The following is a 22,020-nucleotide window of genomic DNA, read 5'->3' as shown; positions in this document are numbered from 1 at the left end:
GGTCCCCACGCCCGCGGTCAGCGGGTGCGCAGCGAGGGCATGCCGAGGGTGACGGCGCCACCGGGCGCGGGCGCCGCCCCGCCGCCGTGGTCGTGGTCGCCGCGGCGGGCGCGCTCCCAGGCGTCCCCGGCGCGCGTGCGGCGCAGGGCGTAGGTGCCGCCGAGCGCCGGGGAGTCGGCGACGAGGTGGTGCGGGGCGCCGTGGGTCACCGTCGCGGTGACCATGTCCCCGGGGCGTGGCAGCTCGGTGGTGCCCGGGGGCAGTGCGACGTGGACGAGCCTGTTGTCGGCGGCGCGGCCGCTGATCCTCGCCGTCGCGCCGTCCTTGCGGCCCTCGCCGTCGGCGACGAGCACCTCGACGGTGCGCCCGACCTGGCGCTCGTTCTCCAGGGTCCCGATCCGCTCCTGGAGGGCGACGAGCCGCTGGTAGCGGTCGGCGACGACGTCCGGCGGGACCTGGTCGGGGAGGTCGGCGGCCGGGGTACCGGGGCGCGGGGAGTACTGGAAGGTGAAGGCGCTGGCGAACCGGGAGGCCTCGACGACCTCGAGGGTCTGGGCGAAGTCCTCCTCCGTCTCCCCCGGGAAGCCGACGATGATGTCGGTGCTGATCGCGGCATTGGGGACGGCGGCGCGCACGCGGTCGAGGATGCCGAGGAACTTGGCCGAGCGGTAGGAGCGGCGCATCGCCCGCAGGATGCGGTCCGAGCCGGACTGCAGCGGCATGTGCAGCTGGGGCATGACCGTCGGCGTCTGGGCCATCGCCTCGATGACGTCGTCGGTGAAGGCAGCGGGGTGCGGGGAGGTGAACCGCACGCGCTCGAGGCCCTCGACCTGCCCGCAGGCGCGCAGCAGCTTGGCGAACGCGCCGCGGTCACCGAAGCTCACGCCGTAGGAGTTGACGTTCTGCCCGAGCAGCGTGACCTCGATCGCGCCCTGGGCGACGACCGCCTCGACCTCGGCGAGGACGTCACCGGGGCGCCGGTCGCGCTCCTTGCCGCGCAGGTGGGGCACGATGCAGAAGGTGCACGTGTTGTTGCAGCCGACGGAGATCGACACCCAGCCCGCGTAGGCGGACTCGCGCTTGGTGGGCAGCGTCGAGGGGAAGACCTTGAGCGACTCCTCGATCTCCACCTGCGCCTCGGCGTTGTGCCGGGCGCGCTCGAGGAGGGTCGGCAGGACGTCGAGGTTGTGGGTGCCGAACACGACGTCGACCCACGGGGCCTTGTCGACGATGCCGTCGCGCATCTGCTGGGCGAGGCACCCGCCGACGGCGATCTGCATGCCCGGCCGCCCGCGCTTGACGGCGGCGAGCTGGCCGAGGTTCCCGAAGAGCCTGGTCGCGGCGTTCTCGCGCACCGAGCACGTGTTGATGACGACGACGTCCGCGCCGGTGACGAGCGGGTCGGAGGCGGGGTCGGCCGGCACGTAGCCGGCGTCCTCCAGCATCCCGGCGAGGCGCTCGGAGTCGTGGACGTTCATCTGGCAACCCATGGTGCGCACGGCGTACGTGCGGGGTGCGCTGGCGGTGGCACTCATCGTCTGGCAAGTCTAGTTCCGCCCGGACTGTCCGACCTCACGCCCCCGGAAAACATGACCTGCGCCACTGCTTACGGTTAGGTTTGCCCGTATGACTCAGCCGGGCACCTCCATGCCCCCTCCCTCCAGCGAGCCTCTCGTGGAGATGCGGGCAGTCGAGAAGCACTTCGGGGACCTGCACGTCCTCAAGACCATCAACCTCACCGTGCACCGCGGCGAGGTCGTCGTCGTCATCGGCCCCTCGGGGTCGGGCAAGTCGACGCTGTGCCGCACGATCAACCGGCTCGAGACGATCGACTCCGGCGAGATCCTCGTCGACGGGACCCCGCTTCCCGAGGAGGGCAAGGCCCTCGCCAAGCTGCGGGCCGACGTCGGGATGGTCTTCCAGTCCTTCAACCTCTTCGCCCACAAGTCGGTCCTCGACAACGTGACCCTCGGCCCGATCAAGGTCCGCGGCATGAAGAGCAAGGAGGCCAAGGACCACGCGATGGACCTCCTGCGTCGCGTGGGGGTGGCCGACCAGGCCGCCAAGCTCCCCGCCCAGCTCTCCGGCGGCCAGCAGCAGCGTGTGGCGATCGCCCGCGCCCTGGCCATGCAGCCCAAGGTCATGCTCTTCGACGAGCCGACCTCCGCGCTGGACCCGGAGATGATCAACGAGGTCCTCGACGTCATGACCGAGCTCGCACGCTCGGGCATGACGATGGTCGTCGTCACCCACGAGATGGGCTTCGCACGGAGGGCGGCGGACCGCGTCGTCTTCATGGACCAGGGCGAGATCGTCGAGGAGAAGGACCCCGAGACGTTCTTCACCGCCCCCGAGTCGGACCGCGCCAAGGACTTCCTCGGCAAGATCCTCACCCACTGACCCGCACCGACCGAAGGAGACCCATGAGAATCACACGAGGAACCCGAATCGCGGCACTGGCTGCGGCGGGCGCGCTCATGCTCGCCGCCTGCGGCAGCGACGACGGCGGCAGCGGGAGCGGCGACGCGACCACCGGCGGCTCGACCGAGGGCGCGAACGGTGGTGACGGCATCACCATCGGCATCAAGTTCGACCAGCCCGGCCTCGGGCTCCAGGAGGGCAGCGAGTTCACCGGCTTCGACGTCGACGTCGCGCGGTACGTGGCGGGTGAGCTCGGCTACACCGACGACCAGATCACCTTCGTCGAGTCCCCCTCCGCCCAGCGCGAGAACATGCTGCAGAACAACCAGGTCGACATGATCTTCGCGACGTACTCGATCACCGACGACCGCAAGGAGCTCGTCTCCTTCGCCGGCCCGTACTTCGTCGCCGGCCAGGACCTCCTCGTGCGCGCCGACGAGACCGAGATCACCGGCCCGGACACCCTCGACGGCAAGGTGCTGTGCTCCGTCGAGGGCTCGACGTCCGCCGAGCGGATCCGCGAGGAGTACGCCGAGGGCGTGGAGCTCTACCCGACCGTCGGCTACTCCGAGTGCGTCGAGCTCCTCACCGCCGGCACGGTCGACGCGGTCACCACCGACGACGTCATCCTCGCCGGCTTCGCGGCCCAGCCGCAGTACGAGGGCCAGCTCAAGGTCGTCGGCAACCCGTTCTCCGAGGAGCGCTACGGCATCGGCCTCAACAAGGACTCCGACCTGTGCGAGGACATCAACGCCGCGGTCGAGAAGATGGTCGCCGACGGCGACTGGGAGCGGATCCTCGCCGAGAACGTCGGCGACTCCTTCACCCCGGACGCCTCGCTCAACCCGCCCACCGAGCTCGAAGCCTGCAGCTGAGCCACTGACGACGTCGGGGAGCGCGGCCTCGGGTCACGCTCCCCGACGTCTCGGCCTCGGAACGAAAGGAAGCAATGGGCGAGTACCTCTCGGGGTTCGCCGAGGTCGTCACGCAGTACGACGTGATCGGCGCGTTCGGCTCCAACCTCCGGCTCACCCTCTTCTCGGGGCTGGCCGCCCTGGTCATCGGCGTGGTCCTCGCGGCCATGCGGGTCAGCCCCGCGCCGAGCCTGCGCCTGGCGGGCGCCGCGTACGTCACGCTCGTGCGCAACACCCCGCTCACCCTCGTCGTCGTCTTCTGCTCCCTCGTCCTGTGGGGGCAGCTCGACATCCAGCTCGTCAGCCGTGACCAGGCGGGCTGGCTCGAGGTCAACAGCTTCCGCCTCGCCGTGCTCGGCCTGGCGGCGTACACCGGCGCGTTCGTCTGCGAGGCGCTGCGCAGCGGCGTCAACACCGTCCCTGTCGGCCAGGCGGAGGCGGCCCGGGCGATCGGCCTCGGCTTCACCGACTCGATGCGCCTCATCATCCTGCCGCAGGCCTTCCGCGGCTCGGTGGCGCCGCTGGGCAACACGCTCATCGCGCTGACGAAGAACACGACCGTCGCCCAGGCGGCCGGGGTGTTCCAAGCCTCCTCGGTGATGAACACGATGATCGAGTTCCACCCGCAGTACATCGTCGCGATCTTCCTGACCTTCGCCCTCGGCTTCATCGTCATCGTCCTGCCGATGGGGCTGCTGGCCACCTACGTCTCCCGGAAGGCGGCGGTCCGCCGATGAGCACCACCCTCTTCGACGCCCCCGGCCCCCGCATGCGGCGCCGCATCCTCGTGGCCAACATCATCGGGGCGCTCGTCCTCCTCGCGCTCCTCACCTGGGCGGTCGTCGGCCTCGCGGGCAAGGGCCAGTTCACCGCGCAGAAGTGGGAGCCGTTCCTCACGGCGAACGTCTGGGAGAACTTCTTCCTCCCCGGGCTGCTGGCCACCCTCAAGGCGGCGTTCCTCGCCATCATCGGCGCCCACCTCTTCGCACTCGTCTTCGGCCTGGGGCGCCTGTCCCAGCTCGCACCGGTGCGGTGGGCGTCCGGCGCCGTCGTGGAGTTCTTCCGCGCCGTGCCGGTGCTGATCATGATGATCTTCCTGTACTTCTGGTTCACCCGGAGCGGCGTGGTGCCTGCGTCCGAGGGCCCGCTCTGGGCCGTCGTCGTCGCGCTCACGCTCTACAACGGCTCGGTCATCGCCGAGCTGCTGCGCTCGGGCGTGGTGAGCCTGCCCCGCGGCCAGCGGGAGGCGGCGCTGACGATCGGCCTGCGCCACGGGCAGTCGCTGCGCCTGGTCGAGCTGCCCCAGGCGATGCTCGCCATGCTGCCGTCGATGGTCAGCCAGCTCGTCGTCATCCTCAAGGACTCGGCGCTCGGCTACATCATCACCTACACCGAGCTGCTGCGGGCCGCCCGGCTCGTCGGCAGCAACTTCGGCAACCTGCTGCCCGCGCTGCTCGTCGCGGCGGTGATCTTCATCCTCATCAACTGGATGCTCACGACGCTCGCGGAGCGTACGGCCTCCCGCATGCGCGCCCGCACGGCCGGGCCCGTCCGGGTCGGTGCGCCGTCGGCCGTCCCGCAGAGCGCGGGCGGGAGCCACTAACGCTGAGGGGGTCGCCGTCCGTGGACGGCGACCCCCTCACTGCAGGTCCTCCCCGCCCGGGTCCTCCCCCTCGCCGCCGAGGGCCTCCTCGACCGCGCGCATGACGACGCCGGGAGGGTAGCCCTTGCGGGCGAGCATCCCGGCGAGGCGGCGGCGCCGCTTCACCGGGTCCAGGCCGCGAGTCGTCCGCGCCTTGCGCACGGCGAGCGCGACCGCCGTGGTGACCTCGTCCTCGTCGTCGATCTGCTCGAGCGCCTGCTCGGCGACCTCGGGGCTCACGCCCTTGAGGCGCAACTCGTGGGCGAGCGCCCGCCGGGCCAGGCCACGCTCCTCGTGCCGGGTACGGACGAGCATCTCGGCGTACGCGGCGTCGTCGACGAGCCCGACCTCCTCGAACCGGTCGAGGAGAGCCTCGGCCAGCTCCTCCGGGACGTCCCGGGAGGCGAGCTTCCCGGCGAGCTGGGACCGGCTGCGCGGGGCGGCGGCGAGCTGGCGCAGGAGGATCGCGCGGGCGACCTCCTCCGTCGGCGGCTCGCGGTCCTCGGCGGCGGCGCCGGTGGCCGGGGGCTCAGGCGCCCGGCCACCGGAGCGACGTGCGGGGCTCAGAAGTCGACCTCGGCCTCCGCGCCGTCCTTCGCCTCGGCGGACTTGCCGATGCCGAGCTTGTCGAGGATCTTCTTCTCGATCTCCTCGGCGAGCTCGGGGTTGTCCTTGAGGAAGCGACGGGAGTTCTCCTTGCCCTGGCCGAGCTGGTCGCCCTCGTAGGTGAACCAGGCACCGGACTTGCGCACGATGCCGTGCTCGACGCCGAGGTCGAGCAGGCCACCCTCGCGCGAGATGCCCTGGCCGTAGACGATGTCGAACTCGGCCTGCTTGAAGGGCGGGGCCATCTTGTTCTTGACGATCTTGGCCCGGGTGCGGTTGCCCACCGGGACGGCGCCCTCCTTGAGGGTCTCGATGCGGCGGACGTCGATCCGGATCGAGGCGTAGAACTTCAGCGCCTTGCCACCGGTGGTGGTCTCGGGCGAGCCGAAGAACACGCCGATCTTCTCGCGGAGCTGGTTGATGAAGATCGCGGTGGTGCCCGAGGCGGACAGCGCGCCGGTGATCTTGCGCAGCGCCTGGGACATGAGGCGCGCCTGCAGACCGACGTGGGAGTCACCCATCTCGCCCTCGATCTCGGCCTTGGGCACGAGCGCGGCGACCGAGTCGATGACGACGATGTCGATCGCGCCGGAGCGGATCAGCATGTCCATGATCTCCAGCGCCTGCTCACCGGTGTCCGGCTGGGAGACGAGGAGGGCGTCGGTGTCGACGCCGAGCTTCTTGGCGTACTCCGGGTCCAGCGCGTGCTCCGCGTCGATGAAGGCGGCGATCCCGCCGGCCCGCTGCGCGTTGGCCACCGCGTGGAGGGCGACGGTCGTCTTGCCGGAGGACTCCGGGCCGTAGATCTCGACGACGCGCCCGCGGGGCAGTCCGCCGATGCCGAGGGCGACGTCCAGGGCCACCGACCCGGTGGGGATGACGGCGACGGGCGGACGGGTGTCGTCCCCCAGCCGCATGATCGAGCCCTTGCCGAACTGGCGGTCGATCTGGCTGAGCGCGGCCTCCAGGGCCTTGCTGCGGTCTGCTACGGGAGCGGCCATGTGAGTTCTCCTTGGGTCAGTCGGCCGGGCGCCGGCCGGGCGGAACAGGGCTGGTCTTCCAGGGCCCGCCCTCTCCGGACGGCTACCTGTTGGGGAGGCTATGCCCGACCACCGACATCCGGGTCGCGGCCCCTCCCGACTGTGGAGACCCGCGACCCGTCCTTCCCTGGGGACCAGCCTAGACCGAACGGGTGTTCGACCGCACGCGACACGCGGGGTCAGCGACGCTTCGGGTCCAGCGTCCCGCGGTGGCGCCAGCGCACGAGCTCACCGAGCTCCATCTCCTGGCACACGGCGTCCCACACCTGCTGCGGCGCGAGGCCGTCGGCGAGCGCCTGGGCGGCCGTCCGGTTACCCAGCGGCACGAGGACGAGCTCGGCGGCGAGGGTGCGGCCGTACGCCGAGCCGAAGGTGTCCTCCAGCGCCTGCCGGAACTCCGAGTGCTTCACCGCACAAGGGTGCCACGGCGGCCCGTGAGGGCGCGCACCGGAGGGCTCGGGGCGTGCGTGTCGGACCTCACCTGCACAATGAGGGCCATGGTGGCAGACGTGTTGGCCGGGTTCTCCGCCCCGACGCGCGCCTGGTTCGCCGGCGCCTTCGCCGCGCCCACCGCCGCCCAGACCGGCGCCTGGGAGGCGGTGCGCGCCGGGGACCACGCCCTCGTCGTCGCCCCGACCGGCTCGGGCAAGACGCTCTCGGCGTTCCTGTGGTCGGTCGATCGCCTCCTCACCGGGGAGGATCCCCCGCCCGAGCGGCGCGCCCGTGTCGTCTACGTCTCCCCGCTCAAGGCCCTCGCCGCGGACGTCGAGCGCAACCTGCGCTCCCCCCTCGTCGGCATCACCCGGGCGGCGGCCGCATCCGGCACCCCGCTGCGCGACGTCACGGTGGGCGTGCGCACGGGCGACACCCCACCCGCGGAGCGCCGCGCCCTGGCCACCCGGCCGCCGGACATCCTCATCACCACCCCGGAGTCGCTCTACCTCGTCCTCACCTCCGCAGCGCGCGAGGGGCTGCGCGGGGTGGAGACGGTCATCCTCGACGAGGTCCACGCCGTGGCCGGCACCAAGCGCGGGGCGCACCTCGCGGTCACCCTCGAGCGGCTCGACGCCCTCCTGCCGCGCCCGGCGCAGCGGATCGGGCTCTCGGCCACGGTGCGTCCGGTCGAGGCGGTGGCGCGCTTCCTCTCCGGTGCCCGCACCCCGGACGAGGGCGGTCGCCCGGTCCGCATCGTGCGCCCGGAGGTCGCCAAGGAGCTGCAGATCGACGTCGTCGTCCCCGTCCCCGACCTGTCCGACCTGCCCGAGGCACCGAGCGAGCCCGCGGCGGAGCCGGACCTGTCGGGCTCCGCCGCCGGCCGCCTGCCCGGACCGCACCGCGCCTCGATCTGGCCGCACGTCGAGGAACGCCTCGTCGACCTCATCACCACCCACCGCTCGACCATCGTCTTCGCCAACTCACGGCGCGGAGCCGAGCGCCTCGCCGCACGGGTCAACGAGGTCTGGGCCGAGCGCACCCGGCCCGCCGACGCGGAGAGCGGGCCCGCGAGCTCGGCCGACGCCTGGGCCGCCCAGGTCCCCGGGCAGTCGGGGACGGCCTCGCCGGCCGCCGACGGAGAGCTCGCCCGGGCCCACCACGGCTCGATGAGCCGCGAGGAGCGCACCCGCATCGAGACGGCGCTGAAGTCCGGCACCCTGCCCGCCGTCATCGCCACCTCCACCCTCGAGCTCGGCATCGACATGGGCACGGTCGACCTCGTCGTCCAGGTCGGTGCCCCGCCGTCGGTGGCCTCGGCGCTCCAGCGCATCGGGCGGGCCGGGCACCAGGTCGGGGCGCTGTCCCGCGGCGTCGTCCTGCCCACCCACCGCGGTGACCTCCTCGCGTCCTCGGTGACCTCCGTGCGGGCCCAGGAGGGGGCGATCGAGGCGCTGCACGTCGTGAGCAACCCGCTCGACGTCCTCGCCCAGCAGGTCGTGGCGATGCTCGCCGTGGACGACTGGTCGGTCGACGAGCTCGCCGCCCTCGTGCGGCGCAGCGCCCCGTTCGAGTCACTCGGGGACGCCTCCCTCCACGCGGTCCTCGACATGCTCTCCGGCCGCTACCCCAGCGAGGAGTTCGCCGAGCTGCGTCCGCGCGTCGTGTGGGACCGCGCCGCGGGCACGCTCACCGCGCGGCCGGGCGCGCTGCGGCTGGCGACGACGAGCGGGGGCACCATCCCCGACCGTGGCCTGTACGGCGTCTTCCTCGCCGCCACCGCGACCCAGGACGGCGACGGCGTCACCTCCGCGGGTCGGGGCGGGCGCCGGGTGGGCGAGCTCGACGAGGAGATGGTCTTCGAGTCGCGCGTCGGCGACACCTTCACCCTCGGGTCGAGCACGTGGCGCATCGAGGACATCACCCCCGACCGGGTCCTCGTCTCCCCCGCCCCCGGCCAGCCCGGGCGGCTGCCGTTCTGGAAGGGCGACTCCCCCGGGCGGCCCGTCGAGCTCGGCCGGGCGCTGGGCGCGTTCGTCCGCACGACCGCGGCGCTGCCCACCGACGAGGCGCACGCCAGGCTCGCGGCGCAGGGCCTGGACGAGTGGGCGCGGGACAACCTCCTCGGCTACCTGTACGAGCAGCGCGAGCACGCCCACCTGAGCGACGACCGCACGATCGTCCTCGAGCGCTTCCGCGACGAGCTCGGCGACTGGCGCGTGGTCATCCACTCCCCCTTCGGCTCCCGGGTCCACACCCCGTGGGCGCTCGTGCTGTCCGCGCGGCTGCGTGAGCGGCTCGGGATGGACGTCGCCGCCATGCCGGCCGACGACGGCATCGTCCTGCGCCTGCCCGACGTCGGCCCCGAGGGCGGGGAGCTGCCGATCGCTGCCGAGGACCTCCTCCTCGAGCCCGACGAGGTCACCGGCCTGGTCGTCGAGGGGCTCGCCGGCTCGGCGCACTTCGCCTCGCGGTTCCGCGAGGCCGCCGCCCGCGCGCTCCTCCTGCCGCGCCGGCGCCCCGACCGCCGCCAGCCGCTGTGGCAGCAGCGCCACCGCGCCGCCCAGCTGCTCGGCGTGGCGGTCGACCACCCCGACTTCCCCATCGTGCTCGAGGCGGTTCGTGAGTGCCTCCAGGACGACTTCGACACCCCGGCGCTGGCCGAGGTCATGGCGCAGGTGGCCCGGCGCGACCTGCGCGTCGTCGAGGTCTCCACCCCCACCCCCTCACCCTTCGCGCGCAGCCTGCTCATGGGCTACGTCGGGCAGTTCCTCTACGACGGCGACGCCCCCGCCGCCGAACGCCGCGCCGCCGCCCTCACCCTCGACCCGCGCCTGCTCGCCGAGCTCATCGGCCCGGGTGCCACCGAGCTCGCCGACCTCCTCGAGCCGACCGCCCTGGCGGACATCGAGGAGGAGGTGGGGCTGCGCCGCCACCCCGCCGGCGACCTCGAGGCCGTCGCCGACCTCGTGCGCCGCCTCGGTCCGGTCACCGGCGCCGACGTCGCCGCCCGGTGCGCCCCGCCCACGTCCGCCGGGGAGTGGCTCGCCGAGCTCGAGACGGCCCGGCGCGTCATCCGCGTCACCGTCGGCGGCCAGGAACGGTGGGCGGCGATCGAGGACGCCGGCCGGCTGCGTGACGCCCTCGGGGTGGCCCTGCCCGTCGGCCTGCCGGAGGGCGTGCTCGAGCCCGTCGCCGACCCGCTCGGTGACCTCGTCCGTCGCTACGCCCGCACGCACGGCCCCTTCCGCGCCGAGGAGCCGGCCGCCCACCTCGGGCTGGGGACCGCCGCGATCGCCCCGGTCCTGCGGCGGCTGACGGCGGCCTCCGCCCTCGTCACCGGACGCCTGCGCCCGGGCTCGGAGACCGGCGACCAGTACTGCGACGCCGAGGTGCTGCGCCGCATCCGCCGCCGCAGCCTCGCCGTGCTGCGTGCGGAGGTCGAGGCCGTGCCGGCGACCACCCTCGGGGCCTTCCTCCCACGCTGGCAGCAGGTCGCCACCGCCGGCAGCGGCCCCGCGGCGCTCGCCTCGGTGGTCGACCAGCTCGCCGGGGCCAGGGTCCCGGCCTCCGCCCTGGAGTCCCTCGTCCTGCCGGCGCGGGTCAGTGGCTACCGCGGCGCGCTCCTCGACGAGCTCACCACCGCGGGTGAGGTCCTGTGGTGCGGCGCCGGCGCGCTGCCCGGCGTCGACGGCTACCTCGTGCTCGCCCCCGCCGACAGCCCCGAGCTGCTGCCTCCCGCCCAGGAGGTGGCGGACGACCCGCTCCAGCACACCCTCCTCGAGGTGCTCGCCGGGGGCGGGCAGTTCTTCCGCGAGCTGCTCGCCGCCTGCCGCGAGCAGGACGCCATGGTGAGCACCGACCGGGTGCTCGACGCGCTGTGGGAGCTCGCCTGGGGCGGCCACGTGACCAACGACTCCCTCGCCCCCGTCCGCGCCCGGCTCTCCGGCGGCCGCCCGGCCCACCACTCCGCGCGCCGGCCGCCTCGGGCCAGCGGCGCGCTCTCCCGGCGTCGCTCGCTCGTCGCCGCGGCCGCCGGGTCCAGGCCGGGCGGGCCGCTACCGCCCGCCGCGGCCGGGCGCTGGTCCCTCGTCCCCCGCGCCGGCGGGAACGCCACGGCCGTCCTCGCGCAGGTCGCGGCGCTGCTCGAGCGGCACGGCGTGCTCACCCGGGGCGCGGTCGGCCTGGAGGACCTCCCCGGCGGATTCGCCACCGCCTACCCCGTGCTCACCCGGCTCGAGGACGCCGGGAAGGTCCGCCGCGGCTACCTCGTCGAAGGGCTGGGCGCGGCCCAGTTCGCCCTCCCCGAGTGCGTCGACCTGCTGCGCGACGCCGCCCGGCGCGCCTCGCCCACGCCTCTGCTCCTCGCCGCGACCGACCCGGCCAACCCGTACGGTGCCGCGCTCCCCTGGCCCGACGCCACGGCGGAGGGCGCCCGCCCGCGCCGTGCGGCGGGCTCGGTCGTCGTCCTCGTCGGCGGCGAGCTGTGCCTCTACGTCGAGCGAGGCGGGCGCACCCTGCTCTCCTTCACCACCGACCCCGCCCGCCTGGAGGTCGCGGCCGGCGAGCTCGCCCGCACCGCCGCACGCGGGACGCTCGGCCGTCTCACCCTCCACCGGGTCGACGGTGAGCCCGCGCTCGGCGCCGGCGGCCCGGTCCGCGCCGCCCTCCAGGAGGCGGGCTTCTTCGCCACCCCCCGCGGCCTGCGGCTCCGTGAGGACGGGCCGGCCCGGCGCGCGGCGGACGGAGCAGCACGTGCCTGAGGGGGACATCGTCCTGCGGGTGGCCCGGCGGATGGACGCGGTGCTCGCCGGCCAGCGGCTGGTCCGCGGCGAGCTGCGCTGGGGCCGCCTCGGGGACACCGACCTCGCCGGACGGGTGGTGCTCGGCAACCAGCCGGTGGGCAAGCACCTGCTCACCCGCCTCGACGACGGCCGCACGCTCCACACGCACCTGCGCATGGACGGCAGCTGGTGGATCACCCGCGCCGGCCAGGAGCGCGGCGCCGACCGCTCGCCCCGGGTCCGCGCGGTGCTCGGCACCGAGCGCTGGACGTGCGTTGGACGGCTGCTCGGGATGGTCGACCTCGTGCGCACGCGGGACGAGCACCTCCTCGTGGGCCACCTCGGCCCCGATCTCCTCGCCGACGGCGTCGACCTCGCCGAGTGCGGCGAGCGTGTCCGCGCACAGGGCGACCGCCCGATCGGCGCCGTCCTGCTCGACCAGACCGTCGTCGCCGGGATCGGCACGCTCTACCTCGCCGAGTCCCTGTGGGCCCACCGGGTCCACCCGCTGCGCCCCGCGCGGGACGTCGACCAGGCGCAGGCGCTGTGCGCGACCGCCCGCGCCCTCATGCTCCGCTCGGCGGACGCTCCGCTGCCCACCGCCACCGGGGAGAGCGCCCCCGGGCGCACCAGCCACGTCCACGGCCGGCGCGGGCGCCCCTGCCGGCGCTGCGGCACCCCGATCGCCGAGCTCCGGGTGGGCCCGCCGGGCCAGGAGCGCCCGGCGTTCTACTGCCCTGCCTGCCAGCCGCGCTGAGCGGCAACGACCCGGGCACGACTCAGCCCCCGACGGCCGGAGCCGGTCGGGGGCTGAGTGGGTCGCGCGGGTGTCAGGCGACGCCGGCGAGCTCCTTGCGGAGCGAGGAGACGAGCTCCTCGGGCACCGTGTCGGGGACGTGGACGCCCTCGGCGACCGCGATGCGGTCGCTGACCTTGCGCAGCACGAAGGACATGGGGATGTTGAGGGCGGTGCAGATGGAGGCGAGCAGCTCGGAGGACGCCTCCTTCTGGCCGCGCTCCACCTCGCTCAGGTAGCCGAGGGAGACGCGCGCTGCAGAGGAGACCTCACGCAGTGTGCGGCCCTGGTGCTGTCGCACCGTCCGAAGTACGTCACCGATCTCGCGTCGTAGGACGATCACCGGGGCCACCTCCTGTCGCTCGCCGTGGTTTGCCTTACGGTACCCCGGCGCAGGCGAGGGCGCGGGCCGGGACGGGAGCCGTCTCGCTGGGCGGTTGGGCGGCCCGAGCACGGTGCCGCCATGGATGTGGTGTGTCATCACCTGCTCCAACTCCGGCCCGAAGCAATTTGTTCCCGGTCCTCGAGCAGCCCGACGAGGAGGGCGAGCACCGCCGCGGTGCTCGCCCGCCGCACGAGCGGACGCGTGCCGGACAGGCGAAGACGCCGCACCCGCACGGTTCCGGCCAGGCTCGCGGCGACGAAGACCGTCCCGGCCGGGTGACCCTCGTCGGGGCCGGGGCCGGCGACGCCGGTGGTCCCCAGCCCGCAGTCCGCCCCGAACACGCGCGCGGCCCCGGTGGCGAGCTGGGCGGCCACCTCCGCCTGCACCGCGCCACCTCGCGCGAGCAGTGCGCGGTCCACCCCGAGCAGCTGCGCCTTGAGCTCGCTCACGTAGGCGACGAGCCCGCCACGCACCACACGCGAGGAGCCGGGCACGTCGACGAGCGCCGCGCTCACCAGCCCTCCGGTGAGGGACTCCCCCGTCGCCACCGTGAGGCCGGCGTCACGGAGCCGGCCGACGACGTCGCCGGCGGGTGTCACGGGGCGCCGGGTGCGGGGGCGCGCGCGATCCGGACCGCGCGGAGCACGTAGTCCAGACCGGTGACCACGGTGACGACGACGGCGAGCAGCATGACCCACCAGGCGACGAGGAGCACGACGTCGGCGGCACCCTGCGGCAGCAGGGCCTCCCACGGCACGAGGTAGGCGGCGATGAAGACGACCTGGAGCACCGTCTTGAGCTTGCCGCCGTTGGAGGCGGCCATGACGGCGCGACGCACCATGACGAAGCGGAGCGCGGTGATGCCGAGCTCGCGCACGATGATGATCACCGGCACCCACCACGGGATCGTCCCCTCGGCCCACAGGAGCACGAGCGCGGCGATGACGAGCGCCTTGTCCGCGATCGGGTCGGCGATCTTGCCGAAGTTCGTCACGAGACCACGGCTGCGGGCGATGTAGCCGTCGAGCTTGTCGGTCGCCGCGGCGAGGAGGAAGACGACCGCGGCCAGCACGCGCTGCGTGGTCGAGTCACCCAGCATGAGCACGGCGAAGACCGGCACGAGGGCCACGCGGACCATCGTGAGGACGTTCGCCAGGTTCCACAGCGGGACGTGCTGGGTCCCGTGGGTGTCGGTCGGCATGACACCAGGGTACGGTCCCCGGACAGGTGGACGGCATCCCGCACCCCGGCCAGTACGCTCTGCGGCATGGCGCGCCATGCCCACCCCTCCCGCCGCGGCCCGTCCGTCTGGGCGGTGCTGGGCCTCGCCGTCGTCGCCGCCGTCCTCGTCCTCGCGGCGCTGCTTCGCCCCTGGGACACCGAGCCCACGGTCACTGCCGACCCGACGCCGACGGCGACCGAGACCTCGGCCCCCACGCCGACGCCGTCCCCCACGCCCGAGCCGCCGCCGGACGCCCGCTTCACCATCGTCGGCGGCGGCGACGTCCTGCCCCACACCACCGTGATCCGGACGGCCGAGACGGGTGAGGGGTACGACTTCGTCCCGATGATGGAGGCGACGGCTCAGTACACCCGGGGCGCGGACCTCGCGCTGTGCAACTTCGAGGTCCCGCTCGCCCCGCCCGGCACGGCACCGAGCGGCTACCCGATGTTCGGGGCGCCGGAGGAGCTCGCCGCCGACCTCGCGAGGCTCGGCTGGGACGGCTGCTCGACGGGGACCAACCACAGCCTCGACCGCGGGATGGCCGGTCTTGAGCACACCCTGGACGCGATGGACGCGGCCGGGCTGGGGCACGTGGGGACCGCGCGCAGCGAGGAGGAGGCCGACAGCGCCCAGTGGTACGAGCTCGAGCGCGAGGGCCAGACCATCCGGGTGGCGCAGATCGGTGCGACGTACGGCACCAACGGCCTGCCGGTTCCCGCGGACAGCCCGTGGGCGGTCGAGCTCATCGACGCCGACCGGCTCCTGGGGATGGCCGCCGAGGCGCGGGCGGAGGGTGCGGACCTCGTCGTCGCGAGCATCCACTGCTGCAGCGAGTACAGCGGCACCCCCCACCCGGACCAGGTGAGCCTGGCCGAGACGCTCGCCGCGTCGGGCGAGGTCGACCTCGTCCTGGGCCACCACGCCCATGTGCCCCAGCCCATCGAGCGGCTCCCCGGCGGCCCGCGCGGTGAGGGGATGTGGGTGGCCTACGGACTGGGCAACTTCATCTCCAACCAGGACGAGCGGTGCTGCGTGCCGCAGACCGCCACCGGCCTGCTCGCCCTGGCCACCGTCGTCAAACCGTTCGACGGGCCCGCCCGGGTGGAGTCGATGGAGTGGACCGCCGTGACGGTCGACCGGGTCGGCGCGCAGCGGCTGTACGTCCTGTCCGACCTCCTCGCCGGCGCGCGGCCCGAGGGCCTGACCCTGTCCGAGGGGCAGATCAGCAGCCGCTACGAGCAGGTGCTCGAGGTCGTCGGTGACGCCGCGACCGAGCGCACCGAGCCCCCGCAGCCCACCGGCCCGCCCCCGCGGGTCCTGCCCCGCACGGATCGCTGAGCCGGCGGGGCGTCAGCGGCCGGTGAGGTGCCAGGCGTCCTCGTCGGACGCGGTGTCGTCGTCGTAGTAGTCCTCGGCGAGCGGCGCGTCGCCGGTGGGCAGCACGGTGGTCGGGTCGACCTCCGCCGCGACGTCGTAGGGCACGTCGTCGCCCGACGGCGGCACGTCCTCCCCGCGGAGCATCGCGAGGGTGGCCGGCAGGTCGTCGGGCTGGACGAGGACGTCGCGCGCCTTGGAGCCCTCGGAGGGACCGACGATCTCGCGGGACTCGAGGAGGTCCATGAGCCGCCCGGCCTTCGCGAAGCCGACGCGGAGCTTGCGCTGGAGCATCGACGTCGAGCCGAACTGGGAGGTGACGACGAGCTCGGCCGCCTGGAGCAGGAGGTCGAGGTCGTCGCCGATGTCCTCGTCGACCTGCTTCTTCGCCGCCGCCACGATGACGTCGTCGCGGTAGTTCGGCTTGAGCTGGGACTTCACGTGCTCGACGACGGCGTGGATCTCCGACTCGGTGACCCAGGCGCCCTGGACGCGCATCGGCTTGGGGGCGCCCATCGGGAGGAACAGCGCGTCCCCCTGGCCGATGAGCTTCTCCGCGCCGGGCTGGTCGAGGACGACGCGCGAGTCCGCGAGGGACGACGTCGCGAACGCCATCCGCGAGGGCACGTTCGCCTTGATGAGGCCGGTGACGACGTCGACGCTCGGGCGCTGGGTGGCGAGCACGAGGTGGATGCCGGCGGCGCGGGCGAGCTGGGTGATGCGCTGGACGGAGGCCTCGACGTCACGCGGGGCGACCATCATGAGGTCGGCGAGCTCGTCGACGACGACGAGGAGGTAGGGGTAGGGCGAGATCTTGCGCTCGCTGCCCGGCAGCGGCTTGACCTTGCCCGAGCGGACCCCGGCGTTGAAGTCGTCGATGTGCTTGTACCCGAAGGCGGCGAGGTCGTCGTAGCGGGCGTCCATCTCCCGCACGACCCAGTCCAGCGCCTCGGCGGCCTTCTTCGGGCTCGTGATGATCGGGGTGATGAGGTGCGGGATGCCCTCGTAGATCGTCAGCTCGACCCGCTTGGGGTCCACGAGCACCATGCGCACCTCCTCGGGGGTGGCACGCATCATGATCGAGGTGATCATCGAGTTGACGAAGCTCGACTTCCCGGCGCCGGTGGCGCCCGCGACGAGCAGGTGGGGCATCTTCGCGAGGTTCGCCACGACGTAGCCGCCCTCGACGTCCTTGCCCACGCCCATGACGAGGGGGTGCTCGGTGCGCCGGGCGGCCGAGGAGCGAAGGACGTCGCCCAGGGCGACGGTCTCGCGGTCGGCGTTGGGGATCTCGATGCCGATCGCCGACTTGCCGGGGATCGGGGACAGGATGCGGACGTCGGCGCTGGCGACGGCGTAGGCGATGTTCTTGCTCAGCGCCGTCACGCGCTCGACCTTCGTCCCGGCGCCGAGCTCCACCTCGTAGCGGGTGACCGTCGGGCCCCGGGAGAAGCCGGTGACCTTGGCGTTGATCTCGAACTGCTCGAGGACGTTGCTCAGCGCCTCGACGACGCGGTCGTTGGCGGCCGAGCGCACCTTGTGCGGCGCGCCCTTGACGAGGACGTCGTCGGCCGGGAGCTGGTAGACGATGTCGGGGCTGAGCTCGAGCTGCTCCGCGCGCGCCGGCAGCGGCGTCGTCGGCGGGGCGAGCAGCTCCTCCTCGACGGGCTCCGGCTCCGGCTCGGGCGCAGGGGCGGAGCGCTTGCGTCCCTTGCGGGGCAGGACGGTCGTGGCGTCGGGGGCGGCGGGGGCCTCGGTCTCCGCAGCCCGGACGAACGCCTCGTCGGCCTGGTACTCCCCCGGGGTGACCTCCGGGGCCTGCTTGGCGCGGCGACGGCGCGGCTTCGGCGGACGGCCGGCGGTGACCTCCTCCTCGGCAGGCGGGTGCTCGGCCGCCGCCCGCTCCCGGCCGGTGAGGGCGGCGAGCCTGCGCGGTATGGCCGCGATCGGGGTGGCGGTGATGATGAGCACCGAGAAGAAACCGAGGATGGCGAGAACCGGGATCGCGACCCACTCGCTGAGCAGGACGGTGAGCGGGGTCCCGACGAGCCAGCCGACGACGCCGCCGGCGTCCTGCACGGCCGGGAAGTCCTGGGTGGGGCTGGGCACCCCGCGGGCGACGTGGATGATGCCGGTGACGGCGACGACGGCGATCGACAGCCCGATGGTCACCCGGCCGTTGTCCTCGCCCCGCTCGGGGTGGCGCATGAGGCGCACGGCGAGGACGACGAGGACGAGGGGAAGCAGGACGGCGAGCACGCCGACGCTCCCGGCGGTGACGGCGTGGATGGCCGTCCCGGCGGCACCGGACAGCCCGAACCACTCCCGGGCGGCGACGACGACCGCGAGCGCGAGCAGCAGCAGGGCCACCCCGTCCTTGCGGAGCGCGGGGTCCAGCCCGCGAGCACCACTTCCCATTCGACGCAGGGTCCCTCCGATGACGTGGGCGAGGCCCAACCACAGCCCACGCACCATCCGGACCGGCCACGGGGATCGTGGTGGGCTGGGGGCGCGACTCGACCGTCCACCGGAACGCGCCGCCGAGCTCCCGCTCGGCCTGGCGGACCGGGCGGACCGTGCGGGGGAAGTCGTACGGGTCGCCATGTGTGTCCTCCAAGCGGTGCGTCGTGGACGCACCTGCGGGTCAACTGAACCACACCGGCACGCCCGCGCACCCGGTGGACACGCGACGGGGACCGGATCCGCCCGCATTCGGCGGGTCAGGCCGTGAGCAGCCCCACGCCGAGGGTGAGGAGCCCTGCCACGAGGAGCACGGCGCCGACGGGCAGCAGGATGACGAGGCGGTTGGGCCGCTCCCGGCCCCGGCCCACGGCGGAGAGGAAGAACCCCGCGGGCATGAGGATCGCCGCACAGAGCACCCCCGTCCGCGCCAGCCAGGCCCAGCCCCCGGTGAGACCGGTCGCCTCGGTGAGGAGCAGGCAGACGAGACCCAGGATGACGAACACGCCCGCGTGCGCGTGGCCGGCGCGGAAGAAGGACGTCTGGAACGGGGTGGCGGGCACCTTCGCGGTGGCCACCTTGATCATGAAGTAGCCGCCGCTCGTCACGGTGACCGCCGCGAGGACCGCGACGCCCGCCGTCGAGAGGGCTGCCGGTGACAGCTCGAGCACGATGGACCCCCCTGATTGGTCTAACACCGTTATCTAACAGTGTTAGACGGATGGCTGTCAACGCCCTAGACTCCGGCTCGTGCCCCGACCACGCCCCCATGACGCCGCCCTGCGCGCCACCCTCGTCGAGCTCGCCTCCGCGGCCGTCGCCGAGCGGGGCAGCGCCGGACTGTCCCTGCGCACGGTGGCGGCGCAGGCAGGCACGACGACGGCAGCCGTCTACACCCTCTTCGGCGGCCGCGACGGGCTGGTCGCCGCCGTCGTCGAGGAGGGCTTCCGGCGCTTCGCCGAGCACCTGGCGGCGGTCCCCCGCAGCGCGGACCCCGGTGCCGACCTCCTCGCGCTGGGCCTGGCCTACCGCGACAACGCGCTGGCCAACCCGCACTTCTACCGGGTGATGTTCGGGCCCGCCCCGGAGCAGGGAGGCGCCGCGGCCCCCACGACGGCTCAGCCGACCTTCCGGGTGCTGCGCGAGGCCGTCGCGCGTGTCCCCGGCGTCCCGGACGCCGACGAGCTCGCGCTGCGCCTGTGGGCGCTGGCCCACGGGCTGGTGAGTCTCGAGCTCGCCGGCCTGCTGCCGGGCGGCCGCGAGGAGCGCGACGCCCGCTACCGGGAGGCGCTCCTCGCCTCGCGCCGGGCCCCCGACCCGGGGCCCGGCACCGAGGTCACGCCTCGACGACCACCGGGATGATCATCGGGCGGCGGCGCAGCCGGCTGGAGGCCCAGCGGCCCACGATGCGGCGCATGACCTGCTGGAGCTGGTGGACGTCGGTCGTGCCGCCACGCGCGGCCTTGGTGAGCTCCTCGGCGACCTTGGGGAGGATCGCGTCGAAGACCGACTCGTCCTCGGCCATCCCGCGGGCCTGGATGTGCGGGCCCGCGACGACGGCGCCGGTCGCGGAGTCCACGGCGGCGAAGATCGAGATGAAGCCCTCCTCGCTGAGGATCCGCCGGTCCTTGAGCTCGGCCTCGGTGATCTCCCCGACGCTCGAGCCGTCGACGTAGACGTAGCGGCTCGGCACGGCTCCGACGATCCGCGCCCGGCCGTCGACGAGGTCGACGACGACGCCGTCCTCGGCCAGCACGACCCGCTCGGCGGGCACGCCGGTCTTGACGGCCAGCGCGCCGTTGGCGACGAGGTGGCGGATCTCCCCGTGGACCGGCATGACGTTGCGCGGCCGGACGATGTTGTAGCAGTAGAGGAGCTCACCAGCGCTCGCGTGGCCCGAGACGTGGACCCGGGCGTTGGCCTGGTGGACGACCTTCGCACCGAGACGGGTCAGCCCGTTGATCACGCGGTAGACGGAGTTCTCGTTGCCGGGGATGAGCGAGGAGGCGAAGATCACCGTGTCGCCCGGACCGACGGAGACCCGGTGGTCCCGGTTGGCGATCCGGCTGAGCGCGGCCATCGGCTCGCCCTGGGAGCCGGTCGCCATGAGGACGAGCTCGTCGTCGCGCAGGTCGTCGACCTGCTTGATGTCCACGATCGTGTCCTCGGGGACCTGCAGGTAGCCGAGGTCCGCGGCGATGCGCATGTTGCGGACCATCGAGCGCCCGACGAAGGCGACCTTGCGCCGGTGGGTGTAGGCGGCGTCGAGCACCTGCTGGACCCGGTGGACGTGGGAGGCGAAGGAGGCGACGACGATCTTCTGCTCGGCGGCGGCGAAGACCGAGTCGAGCACCGGGCCGATCTCGGCCTCGGCGGTGGTGAAGCCGGGGACCTCGGCGTTCGTCGAGTCCGTCATGAACAGGTCGACGCCCTCCTCCCCCAGCCGGGCGAAGGCGCGCAGGTCGGTGATGCGCCCGTCGAGCGGGAGCTGGTCCATCTTGAAGTCGCCGGTGTGGAGCACGTTGCCGGCCCCGGTGCGGACCATGACCGCGAGCGCGTCGGGGATCGAGTGGTTGACCGCGACGAACTCCGTCTCGAACGGGCCGAAGCGCTCGACCTGCCCCTCCTTGACCGCGAGGGTGGTGGGCGTGATGCGGTGCTCCTTGAGCTTGGCCTCGATGAACGCGAGGGTGAGCCGGGAGCCGACGAGCGGGATGTCCTGGCGCAGCCGCAGGAGGTAGGGCACGGCGCCGATGTGGTCCTCGTGGCCGTGGGTGAGGACGATCGCCTCGATGTCGCCCATCCGGTCGGCGATGTAGTCGAAGTCCGGGAGGATGAGGTCGACGCCGGGCTGGTCGTCCTCGGGGAAGAGCACGCCGCAGTCGATGACGAGCAGCCGGCCCTCGTACTCGAGCACGGCCATGTTCCGGCCGACCTCTCCGAGCCCGCCGAGGGCGACGATGCGCAGCGCTCCTGCGGGCAGCGGTCCGGGCGGTGTGAGGTCGGGGTGGGGGTGGCTCACAGAAGTCCTTCCTGGCGCAGCACTGTCTCCAGTGCCGTGATCTCGTTCTCGGCGGCGCGCACGAGGGGCAGCCGCACGGCAGGGCTCGGCAGCCGGCCCTGCAGGTGCAGCGCCTCCTTGACCATGACGGTGCCCTGTCCGCCTCCCATGATGGCATTGACGAGCCCGCGCGCGCGGTTCGCCACGGCACGCGCGGCCACGAGGTCGCCGTCGTCGACCTCGGCGACCATCTCGGCGTAGGCGCCGGCAGCGAGATGGCCGACGACGGACACGACCCCGGAGGCGCCGTGGGCGAGCCAGGCGAAGTTGAGCCCGTCGTCGCCGGAGTAGAACTCCAGGCCGGTGCGGGCCATGCGCTCGAAGCCGTGCTGCACGTCCCCGGTCGCGTCCTTGACGGCGAGGATCCGGGGGTGCTCGGCGAGCCGGTCGAGTGCGTCGTCGCCGATCGCCACGCCGGTGCGACCGGGGATGTCGTAGAGCATGACCGGCAGGCCGGTGGAGTCGGCGATCGTGCGGATGTGGGTGAGGACGCCGGCCTGCGAGGGCCGGTTGTAGTACGGCGTGACGACGAGGAGCCCGTGCGCCCCCGTGGCCTCGGCGCTCCTGGCGATGCGGACGGCGTGCGCGGTGTCGTTGGACCCGGCGCCGGCGATGACCATCGCGCGGTCCCCCACCGCCTCGACGACGCCGCGCACGACGGCGTCCTTCTCGGGCTGGTGGGTGGTCGAGGACTCACCGGTCGTGCCGTTGACGACGAGGCTGTCGCAGCCCGCGTCGACGAGGTCGACGGCGAGCTGCTGGGCGGTGTCGACGTCGACGGAGCCGTCGGCGTGGAACGGGGTGATCATCGCCACCGACACGGAGCCGAAGGTGCGCGTGGGCACGGCAGCATTCATGGGGAAGACGGTACCGCTCCGGC

The 22,020-nt window shown here is 73.5% G+C and carries 19 protein-coding genes; 8 read left to right on the top strand and 11 right to left on the bottom strand.

All coding sequences use genetic code 11. The features are described from left to right. Positions 1–17: 17 nt before the first annotated feature. The gene (gene miaB, locus FE251_RS05195) at positions 18–1,535 is read right to left on the bottom strand and encodes a tRNA (N6-isopentenyl adenosine(37)-C2)-methylthiotransferase MiaB (RefSeq protein ID WP_139948166.1); all 1,518 of its coding nucleotides are present in this window, start codon (positions 1,533–1,535) and stop codon (positions 18–20) included. A gap of 145 nt (positions 1,536–1,680) precedes the next feature. On the opposite strand from miaB, the gene FE251_RS05190 reads away from it, so the two are divergent. The 4 genes from FE251_RS05190 to FE251_RS05175 all read left to right on the top strand — a co-directional run bounded on the left by FE251_RS05190 (position 1,681) and on the right by FE251_RS05175 (position 4,938). Continuing rightward, positions 1,681–2,400 carry an amino acid ABC transporter ATP-binding protein gene (locus FE251_RS05190; RefSeq protein WP_139073671.1) on the top strand — a complete coding sequence of 240 codons (720 nt, stop codon included), beginning with the start codon at positions 1,681–1,683 and terminating at the stop codon, positions 2,398–2,400. A gap of 23 nt (positions 2,401–2,423) precedes the next feature. Then, positions 2,424–3,296, top strand: a complete 873-nt coding sequence (locus FE251_RS05185; RefSeq protein ID WP_139948165.1) for a glutamate ABC transporter substrate-binding protein — start codon at positions 2,424–2,426, stop codon at positions 3,294–3,296. Positions 3,297–3,370: 74 nt separating this feature from the next. Then, entirely contained in the window at positions 3,371–4,072 is a 702-nt protein-coding gene (locus FE251_RS05180) for an amino acid ABC transporter permease (RefSeq protein WP_139948164.1), read from the top strand. Beyond that, a complete protein-coding gene (locus tag FE251_RS05175) occupies positions 4,069–4,938 on the top strand; it encodes an amino acid ABC transporter permease (RefSeq protein WP_139948163.1) in 870 nt (289 codons plus the stop codon). Before FE251_RS05180 ends, FE251_RS05175 begins: the two co-directional genes overlap by 4 nt. Before the next feature lie 36 nt (positions 4,939–4,974). Here the strand turns inward: FE251_RS05175 and FE251_RS05170 are convergent, their stop codons facing one another. The 3 genes from FE251_RS05170 to FE251_RS05160 all read right to left on the bottom strand — a co-directional run bounded on the left by FE251_RS05170 (position 4,975) and on the right by FE251_RS05160 (position 7,033). Next, positions 4,975–5,442: a regulatory protein RecX gene (locus FE251_RS05170; protein WP_407925293.1), complete on the bottom strand. Its 468-nt coding sequence runs from the start codon at positions 5,440–5,442 to the stop codon at positions 4,975–4,977. 98 nt (positions 5,443–5,540) lie between these two features. After that, a complete protein-coding gene (gene recA, locus FE251_RS05165; protein ID WP_139073585.1) occupies positions 5,541–6,584 on the bottom strand; it encodes a recombinase RecA in 1,044 nt (347 codons plus the stop codon). A 218-nt stretch (positions 6,585–6,802) separates the two neighbouring features. Next, the gene (locus tag FE251_RS05160) at positions 6,803–7,033 is read right to left on the bottom strand and encodes a DUF3046 domain-containing protein (protein ID WP_139948161.1); all 231 of its coding nucleotides are present in this window, start codon (positions 7,031–7,033) and stop codon (positions 6,803–6,805) included. 87 nt (positions 7,034–7,120) lie between these two features. Here FE251_RS05160 and FE251_RS05155 point away from each other — a divergent pair, with 87 nt between their 5' ends. Further along, the gene (locus tag FE251_RS05155) at positions 7,121–11,818 is read left to right on the top strand and encodes an ATP-dependent helicase (protein WP_139948160.1); all 4,698 of its coding nucleotides are present in this window, start codon (positions 7,121–7,123) and stop codon (positions 11,816–11,818) included. Next, positions 11,811–12,596: a DNA-formamidopyrimidine glycosylase family protein gene (locus FE251_RS05150; RefSeq protein ID WP_139948159.1), complete on the top strand. Its 786-nt coding sequence runs from the start codon at positions 11,811–11,813 to the stop codon at positions 12,594–12,596. Before FE251_RS05155 ends, FE251_RS05150 begins: the two co-directional genes overlap by 8 nt. A gap of 73 nt (positions 12,597–12,669) precedes the next feature. On the opposite strand, the gene FE251_RS05145 is transcribed toward FE251_RS05150, so the two are convergent. From FE251_RS05145 to pgsA, 3 genes are all read right to left on the bottom strand, one after another. Further along, the gene (locus FE251_RS05145; protein WP_230976556.1) at positions 12,670–12,978 is read right to left on the bottom strand and encodes a helix-turn-helix domain-containing protein; all 309 of its coding nucleotides are present in this window, start codon (positions 12,976–12,978) and stop codon (positions 12,670–12,672) included. 137 nt (positions 12,979–13,115) lie between these two features. Next, on the bottom strand, positions 13,116–13,619 hold the full coding sequence (locus tag FE251_RS05140; protein ID WP_139948158.1) for a CinA family protein: 504 nt from the start codon (positions 13,617–13,619) through the stop codon (positions 13,116–13,118). Next, positions 13,616–14,221: a CDP-diacylglycerol--glycerol-3-phosphate 3-phosphatidyltransferase gene (gene pgsA, locus FE251_RS05135; protein WP_176554791.1), complete on the bottom strand. Its 606-nt coding sequence runs from the start codon at positions 14,219–14,221 to the stop codon at positions 13,616–13,618. Before pgsA ends, FE251_RS05140 begins: the two co-directional genes overlap by 4 nt. Before the next feature lie 66 nt (positions 14,222–14,287). On the opposite strand from pgsA, the gene FE251_RS05130 reads away from it, so the two are divergent. Then, positions 14,288–15,583 (top strand): CapA family protein, encoded by a 1,296-nt coding sequence (locus tag FE251_RS05130; protein ID WP_139948157.1) that lies wholly within the window; start codon positions 14,288–14,290, stop codon positions 15,581–15,583. Between the two features lie 12 nt (positions 15,584–15,595). Here the strand turns inward: FE251_RS05130 and FE251_RS05125 are convergent, their stop codons facing one another. After that, on the bottom strand, positions 15,596–18,223 hold the full coding sequence (locus tag FE251_RS05125; protein WP_139073593.1) for a DNA translocase FtsK: 2,628 nt from the start codon (positions 18,221–18,223) through the stop codon (positions 15,596–15,598). 116 nt (positions 18,224–18,339) lie between these two features. Then, positions 18,340–18,750 carry a hypothetical protein gene (locus FE251_RS05120; protein ID WP_139073594.1) on the bottom strand — a complete coding sequence of 137 codons (411 nt, stop codon included), beginning with the start codon at positions 18,748–18,750 and terminating at the stop codon, positions 18,340–18,342. A 79-nt stretch (positions 18,751–18,829) separates the two neighbouring features. Here FE251_RS05120 and FE251_RS05115 point away from each other — a divergent pair, with 79 nt between their 5' ends. Next, entirely contained in the window at positions 18,830–19,441 is a 612-nt protein-coding gene (locus FE251_RS05115; protein WP_139073595.1) for a TetR/AcrR family transcriptional regulator, read from the top strand. Here FE251_RS05115 and FE251_RS05110 read toward each other — a convergent pair. Next, a complete protein-coding gene (locus FE251_RS05110; protein ID WP_139073596.1) occupies positions 19,416–21,101 on the bottom strand; it encodes a ribonuclease J in 1,686 nt (561 codons plus the stop codon). The genes FE251_RS05115 and FE251_RS05110 overlap by 26 nt on opposite strands. Beyond that, positions 21,098–21,997 (bottom strand): 4-hydroxy-tetrahydrodipicolinate synthase, encoded by a 900-nt coding sequence (gene dapA, locus FE251_RS05105; protein ID WP_139073597.1) that lies wholly within the window; start codon positions 21,995–21,997, stop codon positions 21,098–21,100. The genes FE251_RS05110 and dapA overlap by 4 nt, the downstream gene beginning before the upstream one ends. Positions 21,998–22,020 lie beyond the last annotated feature (23 nt).

Source organism: Georgenia wutianyii, assembly GCF_006349365.1.
Classification (GTDB): Bacteria; Actinomycetota; Actinomycetes; order Actinomycetales; family Actinomycetaceae; genus Oceanitalea; species Oceanitalea wutianyii.
This window is presented reverse-complemented; position numbering and strand designations above follow the sequence as displayed.

What these genes read in the sequence shown, in the direction of transcription:
- pgsA (WP_176554791.1), bottom strand. Translation starts at nt 14,221, where the DNA reads ATGCCGACCGACACCCACGGGACCCAGCACGTCCCGCTGTGGAACCTG.
- FE251_RS05180 (WP_139948164.1), top strand. Translation starts at nt 3,371, where the DNA reads ATGGGCGAGTACCTCTCGGGGTTCGCCGAGGTCGTCACGCAGTACGAC.
- FE251_RS05155 (WP_139948160.1), top strand. Translation starts at nt 7,121, where the DNA reads ATGGTGGCAGACGTGTTGGCCGGGTTCTCCGCCCCGACGCGCGCCTGG.
- FE251_RS05125 (WP_139073593.1), bottom strand. Translation starts at nt 18,223, where the DNA reads ATGGCGACCCGTACGACTTCCCCCGCACGGTCCGCCCGGTCCGCCAGG.
- FE251_RS05130 (WP_139948157.1), top strand. Translation starts at nt 14,288, where the DNA reads ATGGCGCGCCATGCCCACCCCTCCCGCCGCGGCCCGTCCGTCTGGGCG.
- FE251_RS05175 (WP_139948163.1), top strand. Translation starts at nt 4,069, where the DNA reads ATGAGCACCACCCTCTTCGACGCCCCCGGCCCCCGCATGCGGCGCCGC.
- dapA (WP_139073597.1), bottom strand. Translation starts at nt 21,997, where the DNA reads ATGAATGCTGCCGTGCCCACGCGCACCTTCGGCTCCGTGTCGGTGGCG.
- FE251_RS05190 (WP_139073671.1), top strand. Translation starts at nt 1,681, where the DNA reads ATGCGGGCAGTCGAGAAGCACTTCGGGGACCTGCACGTCCTCAAGACC.
- FE251_RS05185 (WP_139948165.1), top strand. Translation starts at nt 2,424, where the DNA reads ATGAGAATCACACGAGGAACCCGAATCGCGGCACTGGCTGCGGCGGGC.
- miaB (WP_139948166.1), bottom strand. Translation starts at nt 1,535, where the DNA reads ATGAGTGCCACCGCCAGCGCACCCCGCACGTACGCCGTGCGCACCATG.
- recA (WP_139073585.1), bottom strand. Translation starts at nt 6,584, where the DNA reads ATGGCCGCTCCCGTAGCAGACCGCAGCAAGGCCCTGGAGGCCGCGCTC.